We start from the raw sequence: 14,041 nt of genomic DNA, 5'->3' as shown, positions 1-14,041 counted from the left end.
GACGTCATCCTTAAAATCTGATTATAAATAGCCTAAGTTAATTATATGGGTTAGCTGTAAATGGCTTGATAAATCTCGCGTGCCTGTTGCCACTCTAGTTCTCTTGGGTTGTTTTGTAGTAGGCGTGTTTGCAACATGGCGTCTGTTGCAAGTTGATCTAGACTGTGTTCAGGAACATTCAACGCCTTGAGTTTTAAGGTTAAACCGCTACGGTCTAAATGGTTTTGTATATGATCGACAAAGAGATCAGAAAGACCATCAGTACAACCTGTACTTTTTGGGTCGAGCCAGCAGATCAACTCTGCATAATGGTGCTTGGCTTGCGGAAGATTAAACTTTAAAACCTCTGTCAGCACTAAGGCATTGCTATGTCCATGTGAAATGTGAAAATGTCCACCCAGTGGATAAGCAAGTGCATGTACAGCACCTACTGGGGCATTGGCAAAAGCTTGTCCTGCCAACATTGAACCGACCAACATATTTTGTCGGGCTTCTAAATTTCGACCATCTTCTAGCACCAAACTGAGGTTTTGATTCAGCAGTTTCAAAGCCTGTTTCGCTAACATGTCTGCATAGGGATTTTTCTTGATTTTAGAGGTATAAGCTTCAATGGCATGTACCATCGCATCAATGCCTGTCGCTGCACTAATATGACGCGGCAGGTTTTCAGTAAAAGTCGCATCCAAAATCGCTACATCGGCAAAAAGAACAGGTGCGACGATTCCAGTCTTTGTCGTTTCACCTGTGGTAACAATTGAAATCGGTGTGACCTCAGAACCTGTCCCTGCCGTGGTAGGGACTAAAATTAACGGCAGGCGAGGTGCTTGGGCATTATTTACCCCATAAAGATCAGCTAACTGTTGCTGCTGTGCAGGATGGCTGAGTATGGCAATAATTTTTGCAACATCCATAGAACTACCACCACCAAAGCCTAAAACGAGATCTACCTTTTGCTGTTTGGCAAAATTAACCGCATTTAAAACAATCTGCTCACTCGGGTCGGCTTTAACCTCACTGTATATACTGTAAGTGAGAGAGAGATCCTCTAAAATTTCTAAGATGGGAAAATGCAGTTGATGTTGTAGCATGCCTGCATCTGTAACCAATAACAGATGTTGATAAGGGCGTGCTGTTAAAATGTCTCTGAGTTGCTGAATGCTGCCCAAGCCTGAAATAATATTCGGCACAGTTTGAAATTGAAATGAGTTCATACAGCATCCTTTTTTATATCTTATTCAACAATAATGTTTTGTACTTCTATAGGATTCATCCTCTAAATAACTTAACATAAGACACTTGAAAATAAAGCTGTTTCGAGGTGGTTATGTCATTCACAACGCCCTATAAGGTGTTATGTGTCTGTTTAGGAAATATTTGTCGTTCTCCCACGGCAGAAGTGGTTCTCAGACATTTTTGTGATGCGCATCAACTTAATATTGAAATCGACTCAGCAGGGACGAGTAACTATCATCCCAATAAGGCACCTGACTTACGCAGCCAAGAACATGCTTTGAAACGTGGTTATGATTTGTCTGGTTTACGTGCACGACAGTTACAGACCCGTGATTTTGTCCATTTTGATTTAATTTTAGCGATGGACCACAATAATTTTGATGAGATTCAGATGCTGTATCAAACAGCATCACGTGAATTTGGTACGGGGCAACTACGTGCTAAAGTCGCTCTCATGTCCGAGCATGATACGCAATATCCACAGCAAGCCTTACCTGATCCTTACTATGGTGGATCTGATGGTTTTGAGCGTGTATTGGATCAATGTGAATCAAGTAGCCAAGCATGGGTTCACATTTTTAAACAACAAATTGAAAGTTATTAAGGTTAGCGCATGCAAATCGAAACACAAAAACAGCTTAAACCTTTTAATACTTTAAGTTTACATGCAGTTGCATCGCATTATGTTCAAATTCATAGTGCAGATGAATTGGTTGAAGCCCTAGATTATGCGCAGCAACAAGCGCTGAATGTCATGATTTTATCAGGTGGAAGTAATATGCTTCTGCCTGCACAAATTGATGCTTTGGTTGTGCATATGAATATTCTAGGTATAGAGAATCTGTCTGAAGATGCGAATACCCAAACCATACGAGTTGGTGCAGGGCAAGTTTGGCATGATTTTGTACTTTGGACGACAGAACAGCGTTTATTTGGTTTACAGAATTTAGCCTTGATCCCAGGCTTAGTCGGTGCATCCCCAGTACAAAATATCGGTGCTTATGGTGTCGAAGCAGGTGAGTTCATTGAAAGTGTGCAGGTCTATGACAGACAACTGAAACAATTTAGTGATATTCCTGCTGAAGATTGTGCATTTAGTTATCGCCATAGTATTTTTAAGGATGATCCGAATCGCTATGTGATTACTCATGTCACATTTAAACTCTTGAAACACGAAGACTTAAAAATTAGTTATGGTGATTTAAAACAGGCTGTAGGGGATAACTTAACTGCATTAAATTTGCAGCAACAAGTGATTCAGATTCGCCAAAGTAAATTACCCGATCCTAAAGAGTTTCCAAATGTAGGGAGTTTTTTCAAAAACCCAATTATGAGTCAGCAGGCGTATGACGATTTAGCCCAACAATTTGACAAATTGCCACATTATCCACAGTCAAATGGTGATGTTAAAATTGCCGCTGGTTGGTTAATCGACCAGTCGGGGTGGAAAGGCAAGCAACTTGGGGCGGTGGGTATGTTTCATAAGCAGGCGTTGGTCTTGGTGAACTATGCCAATGCAAATTTAGACGATGTACAGAGCACATACCGAGCAGTACAACGGGATGTGTATAATAAATTTAAAGTTTTACTAGAGCCTGAGCCAGTTTTATTTAATTCGCTCGGTTTAATTCAATCTCATCAGGATCATTAAAAGTATGAGTAAAACCCATAAAATGGTACGTTTAGTGCAAATCGCTTCGGTGTTATTTGCACTTTTCGGCTGTTTAATGATTTTTATTTATACGCCTTTTTATTCTAAGCTCATTGTTGCTGCGCTTAATACTTTTGTTCCTGTCGATGTTAACGAAGTGGCCGCACAGAGCCAAAAGATGGCAGCACTGAGTGAGCAAGAAAGCTTAGAACCGGGTTCTGATTTGTGGATAGCACGTCAAGCTTATTTACAGCTCATGGAAGAACAGATTAAAGAGCATAATTCACAAAACTTAACCACCATTCAGGCGCGCTACAAAGCCTTACAAGAGTTGATTGTTGCTGAGCAAAAAGAGGAACAGGAAAAAGAACAGAAGCCTCAAATTCCTTTGGTGGTTGAGACTGCAAGTTCAGAAGTAGACCCAACAGAGAATGTAAAAGAACTATTAGAACTCAACAGTAAAGAAAATAAAGCGTTAATGGAGCATTATCTAGCGTTCTTAAAAACGCATAAGGTTGAACAACTCGAAGAACAGCCCGTTGATGAGCAAATTTATCAAGATATTGCACAAATCCATGCACAAAATGAAGAGAAAAAAGCAGCTTTAAATATGCCGAATGCCATCGTTGTTCTAGGAGGCGGGTTAACTTTAGATAAGAATGGTAAGGATATCGTCGTGAATGAATATACCCGTTTGCGACTTGAAACCACATTACAAGTTGAACAGCAGTTTAAGCTGCCTATTGTACTGAGTGGGGTAGAAGCACCGTATATGCAAAAATGGTTAAAGGCACGAGGAGTCGATGCAAAACTGTTGGAAGATCGTAGTATGAATACCTGCGAAAATTCACGTTTTAGTTCCTTGTTACTACAGAAAAAAGGTGGCGCACCTAGAGTGATTCTAATTACAGATCAATACCATATGCCACGTACCCGTCGTTTATTTGCCTTAAATGGTATAGAAACCCAGCCGATAGAAGCACCTATGCCGACCCAATTAACACGTTGGCGACCAAGTCAACAAAACTATGATCATAGTCGCCGTGCCAATTATGAAATGCTTGCAACTGTGCGTGATGTACTTGTCGGCTCAAGTGACTGTAGGGAGATTCCATAATGCCTGAACTTCCTTTTTTAAATCCTTCAGTACTCAAACAACTTGAGCTTCCTGTCCCAAGTCGTGAGACCACACCACAACTTTTAGAACCACTCAATTTAAACCAGTCTTATGAAGCGTCTGTTGAAATTATTTCATACCGTAGGCTCTATGGCTTAGACACTTTGGACTGTGAGCAGTGGCAAGGTTATGTACAAATGCCTTTGTTTAAATTGCATGTACAGGTCTTTGCGCCCAAAATCCAGAAGATTAAGGGAACCGTATGTTTATTACACGGTTACTTAGAACACAGTGGCATTTACCAACCCATCATTAAAGAGCTGCTTGAGCAAGGGTTTAGCGTACTGACTTATGATTTGCCTGGGCATGGTCTGAGTGATGGATCGCCTGCAAATATCCAAAACTTTGACCATTATCAAGATGTGCTTCATGCTGTAGTGCGTTATGTAAAGCATGCTGATCAGCTACCACAGCCGTGGTTAGGCATCGGGCAGAGTACGGGTGGTGCAATTTTAATGCATCATTTACTCGAATTTGCCGAACGCCGTGAAAACCCTTATGTACAGCGTGTTCTGTTGCTTTCACCATTGATTCGTCCTGCGAAATCGGCTTGGTGGCATAATTCAGTTGGATTAGGCATTATTCGTCGGATAAAGCGCCAAGTACCGCGTCATTTTAGACGCAATAATCATAATCCTGAATTTTTGCGCTTTGTCCGTTTAAAAGATCCCTTGCAACCGCGTATGATGGGTATGGATTGGATTTTGGCGATGTCAAAGTGGATGCTGGAAATGGAACAACGTCCAGCCTGTCGTATTCCTGTGTGGTTGGCTCAAGGCGCTCTGGATCAGACGGTAGATTGGCGGTATAACATCGAGTTCATTCGAGAGAAGTTTCGTTTACAGACCTTGCTAATGCTAGAGGAAGGTTCGCACCAATTGATCAATGAACGTGCTGACATTCGTGCTGCATTAACAGGTTTAATCCCTGCTTTTTTACATGCGCAGGGTTCATCTAGTGGATATTACTAATAGTCTGTGATTTTGCTTATTGAGAATAAAAAGGAGGCTCTATCAGCCTCCTTTTTATTTAGAAATGTTCTAATTTGGACATATTCCACATACGGAAATAGAAGTTCTCTTCATCTTTATTTTCACAAGACAGGAGTTCACCATCTTTTAGCCAAAAATGTAGCTGAGCATAGTTGCGAATTTCTCGATCATTAATACGTTGTGCTAAATGGCGTGCTTTAATTTCTGCTGGATGTTTCAAACCTGCTGAAGCAATCATTTCTGAAAGTGCTTTTAATGTGTTGTCATGGAAATGCAGCACACGTTCGGCTTTGGTGGGCACATGTGTGCTTTTTGCCGCTCTTTGTCTTGTGTCGCAACACCGACAGGGCATTGGTTGGTATGACAACTTTGCGCTTGAATACAGCCCACCGCGAACATAAACCCTCGTGCAGAGTTCACCCAATCTGCACCAATTGCCATGGTACTGGCAATATCAAAGGCACTGACCAATTTACCACTGGCCCCAATTTTGATCTGATCACGTAAACCTGCACCCACCAGTGTGTTGTGTACAAAAAGCAAACCTTCACGTAGCGGTACACCCATATTGTCAATGAGCTCAATCGGTGCGGCACCAGTACCACCTTCGGAACCATCAACGACGATAAAATCGGGAATAATTTGGGTATGTAGCATGGCTTTGACAATACTCATAAATTGCCAAGGCTGACCAATACACAGTTTAAAACCGATAGGTTTTCCTTCAGATAATTCACGCAGTTGTTGAATAAAATGCATCATTTCAATCGGTGTTTTAAAAGCCGAGTGACTTGAAGGAGAAACACAGTCATGGTCACGACTGACACCTCGTATTTGAGCAATTTCTTCAGAAATTTTATCTTTAGGTAGAATACCTCCATGTCCAGGTTTAGCACCTTGAGATAGTTTGATCTCAATCATTTTAACCTGAGGGCGTTTAGCTTGAATGGCAAATTTTTCTGGGTCAAACTGGCCATCTAAAGTACGGCAGCCAAAATAGCCACTACCGAGTTCCCAGACAATATCACCACCATATTCTAGATGGTAAGGGCTTAAGCTGCCTTCACCTGTATCGTGGTAAAAACCACCCATTTGTGCGCCTTTGTTTAAAGCACGAATGGCATTGGCACTCAAGCTGCCAAAACTCATGGCAGAAATATTAAAAATAGATGCACTATAGGGCTGAGAGCATTGCGCATTGCCTACTAATATACGGAAGGTTTTTGGGTCGGCAGGTTTGCATGGACTTAATGAATGCGTCATGAAACGATAGTTGTCTGCATAGACATTGACAATAGAACCAAAAGGCTTATCTGCATTTTGGTTTTTTGAGCGTTGATAAACTAGACTGCGTTGCATTCTTGAAAATGGCAGTGCATCTTGATCCGCTTCAATGAAATACTGGCGGATTTCAGGTCGAAAATCTTCAAAGATAAAACGAAAGTGTCCCATGATCGGGTAGTTCTTCAAAATAGAATGTCTGTTTTGCAAAACATCATGTAAACCGACAAAACTGAGTAAACCTGTAATGAGCCAAATACTGTTTAAGAAAGTGTTTGAGATAAAGTAATTGATGTAAATAGGGGTATGGCTATAATGAAAAAAGCTAATACTTAAAAAGATAAAAATACAAAGCAGCCAAATAGAATGTCTGGAAAAGAAAGTATTGAGTAATTTGTGACGTATGGATTGAGCAGGGCTAGACATATGGCTTGGCTTCCTTCCGTGTTGTTTTAGGACTAATGTGCCAAGTCTTTGTTTCATCTACAAGTAATAAATTGTTGTTCATTCTGTGAATAGATTTTGAATATGGCGAATGTTAAAAATGGAGGAATCAATTACATACAGATTAGTATCTTTCAGTTTTTAAAGTCGATAAAATGATTTTAATGAATGCGTATTCTTCAACAATAAAAATTGATAAATTACTTACTTCTAGGGATAGGTTGCTTCGAGTTAGCATCGGTATAGTGTTGTTAAAGAATGATAAAAAGGGGATGCTTCAGTGAAAAATACGGAAACAGTTTTGCCTGCACCTGTTTTAATTGTAGAAGATGAAGCGATGATTCGCTCTCGCCTAGACCTTATTCTCTCGGAATTAGGTTATAGCCATGATATGTTGATTTTTGCTAAGAATTTAGCGGAGGCAATGGCAATAATTGCATCGCAACCAATTTCTTTGGCATTGGTCGACTTGGGTTTACCAGATGGCAATGGTATTACGCTGATTGAAAAACTCAGAGACATTGACCAAAGTGCTTTAATTTTAGTGATTTCGGCTTGGAGTACACAACAAAGCCTATTTGCCTCGATTAAAGCAGGGGCGAATGGTTATGTACTGAAAGAGCGTGATGATGCTGAAGTACTTATGTCTATACGTAGCATTTTACGTGGTGGGGCTCCTATAGATCCATTCATTGCTCGTGAAATTCTGAATCAAATTTCAACATCAACTACACCCCAAACAGAACGTGTAGATCAGTTAGATGGTCAAGATTATGACGAATTGACGAATCGAGAAACTGAGATTCTAAACTTAGTTGCACAGGGCTTAAGTAATCGAGAAATTGCAGAGCAGTTATTTGTGTCTCGCTATACTGTTGAAAGTCATATTAAGCATATTTATCGAAAGCTTTCAGTTACCAAACGCACCAAGGCCGTGAGTACAGCACGTTCTTTAGGTCTTTTATGAAAAATGGCTGGCTGAGCCTTTTTTTCACACTATGTTTGTGTGCGTTTAGTCTTGCCAGTTATGCAGAAACCCGCTTCAGTGTTGGCTCCACTTGTAATGTGATTGTCGATAAAATTTCTGCAGTCAAAACAACATCTATTAATGAAGTGCCTAAAACGGGCTGGGTCGAAGTTAAAAATCCTGATGTTTGGACCAAGCGTTGGCCATATTATGATGGTGGTGTTTGGTACCATTTTGCATGGCATTGGAGCTGTAGCGATAGTCATGAGTTAAAAGAACCGATCGCTTTTTCAGTAGAAGGTATGAGTAGTGCGGGTGCTGTCTTTTTTAACCGTAATTTGATGTGGAAAGATAAACATTTAGTTGAACCTCTATCAAAAAGTTGGAATACTCCGCGTTTTTGGATTCTTCCTGTCGAAAGTTTAAAACAACAAAAGAATGATATTTGGGTGTATGTGGTTGGTAATAGCTATGAAAGCCCCGGTTTAGGAAATTTAGAATTTTCAGATATTACAAAAGCCTATGATAAGCAGCAAAGACGGCTTTGGAATAAAAGAGCGCTGTTTCAGGTTAATTTGGTGATTTCGACAACCTTAGGTTTAGTATGCTTTGTCATCTGGTTTTTTAGGCGCAATGAAACAACTTTTCTTTGGTTCTCCATTAGTTGTTTGTTTTGGGTGCTGTTTATTTGGAATGTGATCAATCGGGAAGTGTTTCCTTATCCAAATTCGTTATGGGTTATGAAAGCTAACCTAACTTATTTTGTTTTATACAGTGTTTGCTTTTCTATTTATTTGCTCCGTTTTGTTAAGGTGAAGTTTGCTGAGTTAGAAAAAACATTATTTTTGGTTGCAGCGGTTTGTATTGTTACGATTTTATTTATCCCGAGTCTGATGGTCAAAACCGTTTTTGCGATAATTTTTCTTCTGTGTATTGCCTTATTCTTAGCCTCTTTTTTATTTGTGGTTTATCGTGCGAATAAAACAAAGCGTCGTGATTACATTTTACTTGCTGTGTGTTTGAGTGTTGTTTGTATTGTAATGATGTATGACGTTTCACTATTATTTGATGAGCGTATCAATGATCATCAGCCATTATCCCCCTATACTTCACCGATTATCACTTTCTTTATTGTGATCATTCTTGCAACTCGTTTAGATAAAAATATCAAAAAAATACAAAGATTTAATAATGAGCTAGAACAACGTGTGAACTTTGTCACCAGTAATTTATCTTCAAGCCTATACGCGCGACATCAATTAGAGCTTGAAAACGTTCGGCTACAAGAGCGTATTCACTTGTCACATGATTTACATGATGGTCTGGGTGCATCTTTGGTTCGTTCGATGATTTTGGTGGGGCAGAGTTCTAGTGCTATGTCGAATCAACAATTTCTTTCGATTCTTAAATTATTGCGTGATGATTTAAGGCAAATTATTGATAGTGGTTCATCTACGAATAATAAAATTCCAGACAATCCAGTGCTGTGGATTGCACCTGTTCGGCACCGTTTTAGTCAAATTATGGATGAATTGGATATTCAAGCGACTTGGACGATACCAGCTACATGGGAGATACAGCCTACGGCTTTACAGTGTTTGACTTTGATTCGTGTACTTGAAGAAAGCTTGACAAATATTGTGAAGCATAGCCAAGCAAGTCATATTGAAGTCAAAATGTATTATCCAAGTACAACTCGATTGGTCTTAATTGTTCAAGATGATGGTGTTGGATTCGACGTAGAGTGTGTGCTGAATCATGGAATGAGTATTGGTATGCGAAGCATGAAAATGCGTTTAGAAAAAATTGGTGCTGAGTTGGAAATTGAGTCTAAAAAAGGCTGTACCAAAATCAAGGCTTGTTTAAGTTTTGGAGAAGGTGAAAGTGCTGAGTAAGAGGCTCAGCACTTGATGTTGTTAAACTTCTTCAGGAGGTAGAAGCATCAAAACAGACTCGTTCATAAGCATTGCGATATCTTCTAGAATATCGGCATCATATAAACTTTCATCAAGCAATAATGCCTCACCATCAGCTAAACTTTTAAGTAATGGTGCAAATTGGTCTGAAATACACAATCCTTCACCATTAGCCCAGAACAAGAACGCATTTTCGTCATACGTATAAAGTAGGCGAGATGCAGGCTCTAAAATGAGTTGGTAGCCTTGGTCTAAAATACCTTCCAAATCTCCCGTGCCAATTTCTTCAGCTTCAGGAATATTTTCAGGATATTTCGGCTCTGACATCAAGGTCATAATAGCATCTTCAAGCAGAGTTGAATTTTGTAATTGAGCTAGAATTTCTGCTTTTAAATAATCCAATTCGTTTTGTGTTAATTGACCGATCGGGCTTTGTTGGTCACGGACAATATCGAGCAAAGGATTACGCAGCAGGGCATTATCTGATAGTTTGTCACCTACACGGTCAACCATATCAGTGACGTTTGGCATACGGAAGCCAAAAGAGAAGGTCAGGCAGTCATCTTCAGCGACGCCATAATGAGCTAAACCTGGTGGTACATAAAGTAGGTCACCTGGGGCTAATACTTCATCGAAATGGGTGTCTATTTCAGGCAGTAATTTTAAAGGCTGGCCTGCAACAATCTCAGATTCAGCATCGCACATTTGACCCAACTGCCAACGACGATGACCATAGCCTTGCACCAAAAAGACATCATAAAAGTCAAAATGTTTTCCTACAGAACCACCCTTAGGTGCATAAGAGACCATGATGTCATCACGACGCCACTGTGGAATAAATGGAAATTTTTTCCATAGCGCTGCCAAATCAAAAGAGTAATGGTCGACGGCTTGAACCAACAAAGTCCAAAGCTTCGGCATCTTTTGAAAATCTGCTTTTAAGAGCGGAGAAGACTTTACCGACCATTGATTGGGATCGCGATCTTTTTGTTTGATGAGACGGGCTGTGACATTTTCATCCAAAGCCAACTCCATTACATCACTTGGTTCTAAGAGATTGGCAATTTCAGGAATAGCATTACGCACCAATAAAGGCTTTTTTTGCCAATATTCGGTAAGGAATTGTTCGGCTGTAATACCGCCAAGAACATCAAGAGTTTGGGACATGAAAATAGCCTAAGCAAATTTAAAACAATATTGTGTATTGTCTTATGATCGAAGGCCTATGCGCAAGTATCGTTAGATTTATTTGAAAGTGATTCGCTGATTTAAATAACTAGCGCCTGCATTAGCCGTTAGGTTACTCACATTAAAATTTTTACAGAATAATATGTTTAAAACATAGCAAATAAACATAATGTTAAATAAAGACAATGCCCAGAAAATAGCGAATCAGATATGACAGAAGGAAATCAAAAAGAGTGAGTATAACTTATGAAAGAGAGCAAATAATGTGATTGAGCTTAGTACTAAAAAGCGAACAGCAACACTTAGTGCTGTTCAATTTATTAGACATAAACTAAAAATCTTTCTATAGAATTAAGGCACAAGCACTTTTAATTCACGCAGAATATTACATAACTGGATCATCGGCATACCCATAAGAGTAGTTTGATCTTGTCCTATCATTTGTTCAAATAAACTGATCCCTAGGCTTTCACATTTAAAACTACCAGCGCACATGAGTGGTTGCTCAAGTTCAATATAACGTTGAATTTCAGGCAGGCTAAGTTTACGGAACTTAACTTTATAGTGTTCAACCAGACTATGTTCAAATCCAGTAGAATGCTGTTGAACACTCAAAGCGGTACTGAAGTAGACAATCTTGTCTGAATTGGCTTGTAATTGTTTAATCGCCTTTTCAGCAGACAATGGTTTTCCAATAAAAATATCGGGCGCACCTTCACGCCATGCGACTTGGTCGGAACCAATCACAATCGCATCTGGATGTCGTCTAGCAATTACATGCGCCTTTTCAAATGCCAAGCGTTTAGCCAAATCATCCGCATGGCTTTCTCCACGAGGCGATTCGTCTATATCAGGGACAATGCAACGGTAGTCTAAGCGTAAGCGATTCATCAAATCTTTACGAGTTTGACTGCTGGATGCCAAGATAATTTCGGAAGTATTCATTCGACTGCATATTCCATGAGCACATTCAGCGGTACGTAAGACAGTACGGCCTGATGGCAAGCTTGAACTTTGACTGGAGGAGCAAAACCTGCTTGATACGCTTCTACCCAACGAGTCACACAGATACACCAAAAATCTCCCGGTTGTAGTCCTGGAAAGTTAACTTCAGGCACAGGGGTAATGAGGTCATTGCCCACTTGTTGCGAAAAATTTAAAAACTCAGAGGTCATTTCGACACAGATGGTGTGTTGTCCCAAATCTGAGGGTGCTGTATGACAAAAACCATTACGGAAATAACCAGTAATTGGGGAGTAACAGCAGCTCGCTAAAGGTTCACCCAAAACGTTTAAACGGTTCAGATTTGGATCAGGATGAATAGACATAAATGATAAATCGAGTGAGACTTTTCACTATGATAGCAAAACTTTGTCTTTCGTTTGCTTTTCTGCAAAAGAAGCTAACCTTTTTCTGCATAATCATTTAAAATCGACGCGATTTTTATATATAGAAAGAGAGCTCTACATGAATTTTCAGCGTATGACTGACCTCGATTTAACAGGTAAACGTGTTCTTATTCGCGAAGATTTAAACGTTCCTGTTAAAAATGGTGTGATTACAAGTGATGCGCGTTTACGTGCCGCTTTACCAACAATTAAAGCAGCGTTAGCACAAGGCGCAGCCGTAATGGTTTACTCTCACCTTGGTCGTCCTGTTGAAGGTGAGCCAAAACAAGAACAATCATTAGCACCTGTTGCTGCATATTTGACTGAAGCATTGGGTCAAGACGTTCAATTAGTGACGGACTATCTCGATGGCGTTGACGTTACAGCAGGTCAAGTGGTACTCCTTGAAAACTGCCGCTTTAACGCAGGTGAAAAGAAAAATAACCCAGAACTTGCAGCAAAATATGCGGCGCTTTGTGATGTATTTGTAATGGATGCATTTGGTACAGCACACCGTGCAGAAGCATCAACTGAAGGTGTAGCACGTTTAGCAAAAGTTGCAGCAGCAGGTCCACTCCTTGCAGCTGAACTTGATGCTTTAGGTCGCGCATTACAAACGCCTGAAAAGCCAATGGTTGCGATTGTTGCGGGTTCTAAAGTATCGACTAAGTTGGATGTGTTGACATCACTTTCTGATATTTGCGATCAGTTGATTGTGGGTGGCGGTATTGCTAATACGTTCTTGGCAGCAGCAGGCTTCAATGTCGGTAAATCATTGTGTGAAAATGATTTGATTGACACCGCAAAAGCGATTGCTGCAAAAGTTTCTGTACCGCTTCCAACGGATGTTGTCGTGGCGGATGCTTCTGAAATTGATTTTGCAGACTTCTTGGGTTCATTGGCTGCTGCTAAAGCAGTCGTGAAAAAAGTTGAAGATGTGACTGACAATGACATGATTTTGGATGTCGGCCCAGAAACCGCAAAAGCATTTGCAGACATTCTAAAAACGTCAAAAACGATCTTGTGGAATGGCCCAGTCGGTGTGTTTGAAGTCGATCAATTTGGCGAAGGCACTAAAACTTTATCTTTAGCGATTGCTGAATCTGCTGGTTTCTCTATTGCAGGTGGTGGTGACACTTTAGCTGCTATTGATAAATACGAAGTTGCAGACAAAATTGGTTATATCTCAACTGGTGGTGGTGCTTTCCTTGAGTTTGTCGAAGGCAAAACCCTTCCAGCAGTTGCAGCATTACTAGAACGTGCACAATAAGTATCTTGTTTAAAGTTGTTGTAAAAAAGGTTGACTTAGGTCAACCTTTTTTATGGGCTTAACAAATCTATTCATCATTTAGTCATGAAAATGAAATATTGCTGAAATAAACTACAGGGCATTAAATCATCTGTTCTAGGAAAACATTATGAATTTAAAAATGACTCTTGCTGCACTTTTGTTAGCACCACTAGCTTTGACTGCTTGTAAGAAAAATGAAGCACCAGAACAACCCGTTGCAGCATCTGAAACAGCAGCAGTTGAAGAGGCTGTAACAGCTGAACAACAAGCAGCAATTGATGCGATTGATCAGCCAGTATTAGATGAAAAGAATAAAGATATTCCTGCTGAAGTCGCAAATGCACCAGCCGATGCTGCAACAGCGGATACTGCGGTGGAAGCTTCAGCGGCTCAAGCACATTAATTAGATGTGAAATTTGTAAAAAGTCCCTGCAATTGCGGGGATTTTTTTTAAATAGTGTTATTTGTTGCTGAATTGAAACCTTTGACCATGTAGAATATGTCGCATCAACT

General features: G+C 40.0%; 12 protein-coding genes and 1 pseudogene. 8 read left to right on the top strand and 5 right to left on the bottom strand.

Going from position 1 to position 14,041, the window contains the following annotated elements; genetic code table 11:
- Positions 1–50 precede the first annotated feature (50 nt).
- The gene (locus B4F08_RS05310) at positions 51–1,211 is read right to left on the bottom strand and encodes an iron-containing alcohol dehydrogenase (RefSeq protein WP_291373617.1); all 1,161 of its coding nucleotides are present in this window, start codon (positions 1,209–1,211) and stop codon (positions 51–53) included.
- A gap of 113 nt (positions 1,212–1,324) precedes the next feature.
- Here B4F08_RS05310 and B4F08_RS05305 point away from each other — a divergent pair, with 113 nt between their 5' ends.
- Genes B4F08_RS05305 through B4F08_RS05290 form a run of 4 tightly spaced genes read left to right on the top strand, consistent with a single transcriptional unit; the run spans position 1,325 to position 5,032 of the window.
- Positions 1,325–1,837 carry a low molecular weight protein-tyrosine-phosphatase gene (locus tag B4F08_RS05305; protein WP_086210091.1) on the top strand — a complete coding sequence of 171 codons (513 nt, stop codon included), beginning with the start codon at positions 1,325–1,327 and terminating at the stop codon, positions 1,835–1,837.
- Between the two features lie 9 nt (positions 1,838–1,846).
- On the top strand, positions 1,847–2,884 hold the full coding sequence (murB, locus tag B4F08_RS05300) for a UDP-N-acetylmuramate dehydrogenase (RefSeq protein WP_110973970.1): 1,038 nt from the start codon (positions 1,847–1,849) through the stop codon (positions 2,882–2,884).
- Between the two features lie 4 nt (positions 2,885–2,888).
- Complete coding sequence (locus tag B4F08_RS05295) at positions 2,889–4,001, top strand: YdcF family protein (protein WP_151706406.1); 1,113 nt, start codon at positions 2,889–2,891, stop codon at positions 3,999–4,001.
- Entirely contained in the window at positions 4,001–5,032 is a 1,032-nt protein-coding gene (locus B4F08_RS05290) for an alpha/beta hydrolase (RefSeq protein WP_086210088.1), read from the top strand. Before B4F08_RS05295 ends, B4F08_RS05290 begins: the two co-directional genes overlap by 1 nt.
- 58 nt (positions 5,033–5,090) lie before the next feature.
- On the opposite strand, the pseudogene B4F08_RS05285 reads toward B4F08_RS05290, so the two are convergent.
- A pseudogene (locus B4F08_RS05285) lies at positions 5,091–6,760 on the bottom strand (FMN-binding glutamate synthase family protein).
- A 298-nt stretch (positions 6,761–7,058) separates the two neighbouring features.
- On the opposite strand from B4F08_RS05285, the gene B4F08_RS05280 reads away from it, so the two are divergent.
- Positions 7,059–7,745 carry a LuxR C-terminal-related transcriptional regulator gene (locus B4F08_RS05280; RefSeq protein ID WP_086210086.1) on the top strand — a complete coding sequence of 229 codons (687 nt, stop codon included), beginning with the start codon at positions 7,059–7,061 and terminating at the stop codon, positions 7,743–7,745.
- Complete coding sequence (locus B4F08_RS05275; protein ID WP_151706408.1) at positions 7,742–9,640, top strand: sensor histidine kinase; 1,899 nt, start codon at positions 7,742–7,744, stop codon at positions 9,638–9,640. Before B4F08_RS05280 ends, B4F08_RS05275 begins: the two co-directional genes overlap by 4 nt.
- Positions 9,641–9,661: 21 nt before the next feature.
- On the opposite strand, the gene B4F08_RS05270 is transcribed toward B4F08_RS05275, so the two are convergent.
- The 3 genes from B4F08_RS05270 to B4F08_RS05260 form a co-directional block, all read right to left on the bottom strand.
- On the bottom strand, positions 9,662–10,828 hold the full coding sequence (locus B4F08_RS05270; protein WP_110973974.1) for a cupin domain-containing protein: 1,167 nt from the start codon (positions 10,826–10,828) through the stop codon (positions 9,662–9,664).
- Positions 10,829–11,200: 372 nt separating this feature from the next.
- Positions 11,201–11,794, bottom strand: coding sequence for a Maf family protein (locus B4F08_RS05265; protein WP_110973975.1), 594 nt, complete (start codon positions 11,792–11,794; stop codon positions 11,201–11,203).
- A complete protein-coding gene (locus B4F08_RS05260) occupies positions 11,791–12,177 on the bottom strand; it encodes a DUF2237 family protein (protein ID WP_086210082.1) in 387 nt (128 codons plus the stop codon). Before B4F08_RS05260 ends, B4F08_RS05265 begins: the two co-directional genes overlap by 4 nt.
- Before the next feature lie 139 nt (positions 12,178–12,316).
- Here B4F08_RS05260 and B4F08_RS05255 point away from each other — a divergent pair, with 139 nt between their 5' ends.
- Both B4F08_RS05255 and B4F08_RS05250 read left to right on the top strand, forming a co-directional pair.
- Entirely contained in the window at positions 12,317–13,507 is a 1,191-nt protein-coding gene (locus B4F08_RS05255) for a phosphoglycerate kinase (protein ID WP_086210081.1), read from the top strand.
- Between the two features lie 148 nt (positions 13,508–13,655).
- Positions 13,656–13,931: a hypothetical protein gene (locus B4F08_RS05250; RefSeq protein WP_086210080.1), complete on the top strand. Its 276-nt coding sequence runs from the start codon at positions 13,656–13,658 to the stop codon at positions 13,929–13,931.
- The last annotated feature ends 110 nt before the right edge of the window (positions 13,932–14,041 follow it).

This window comes from Acinetobacter sp. UBA6720, from assembly GCF_002454215.1.
Classification (GTDB): Bacteria; Pseudomonadota; Gammaproteobacteria; order Pseudomonadales; family Moraxellaceae; genus Acinetobacter.
The sequence above is the reverse complement of the archived record's forward strand: the minus strand, read 5'-3'. Positions and strand labels throughout refer to the sequence as shown.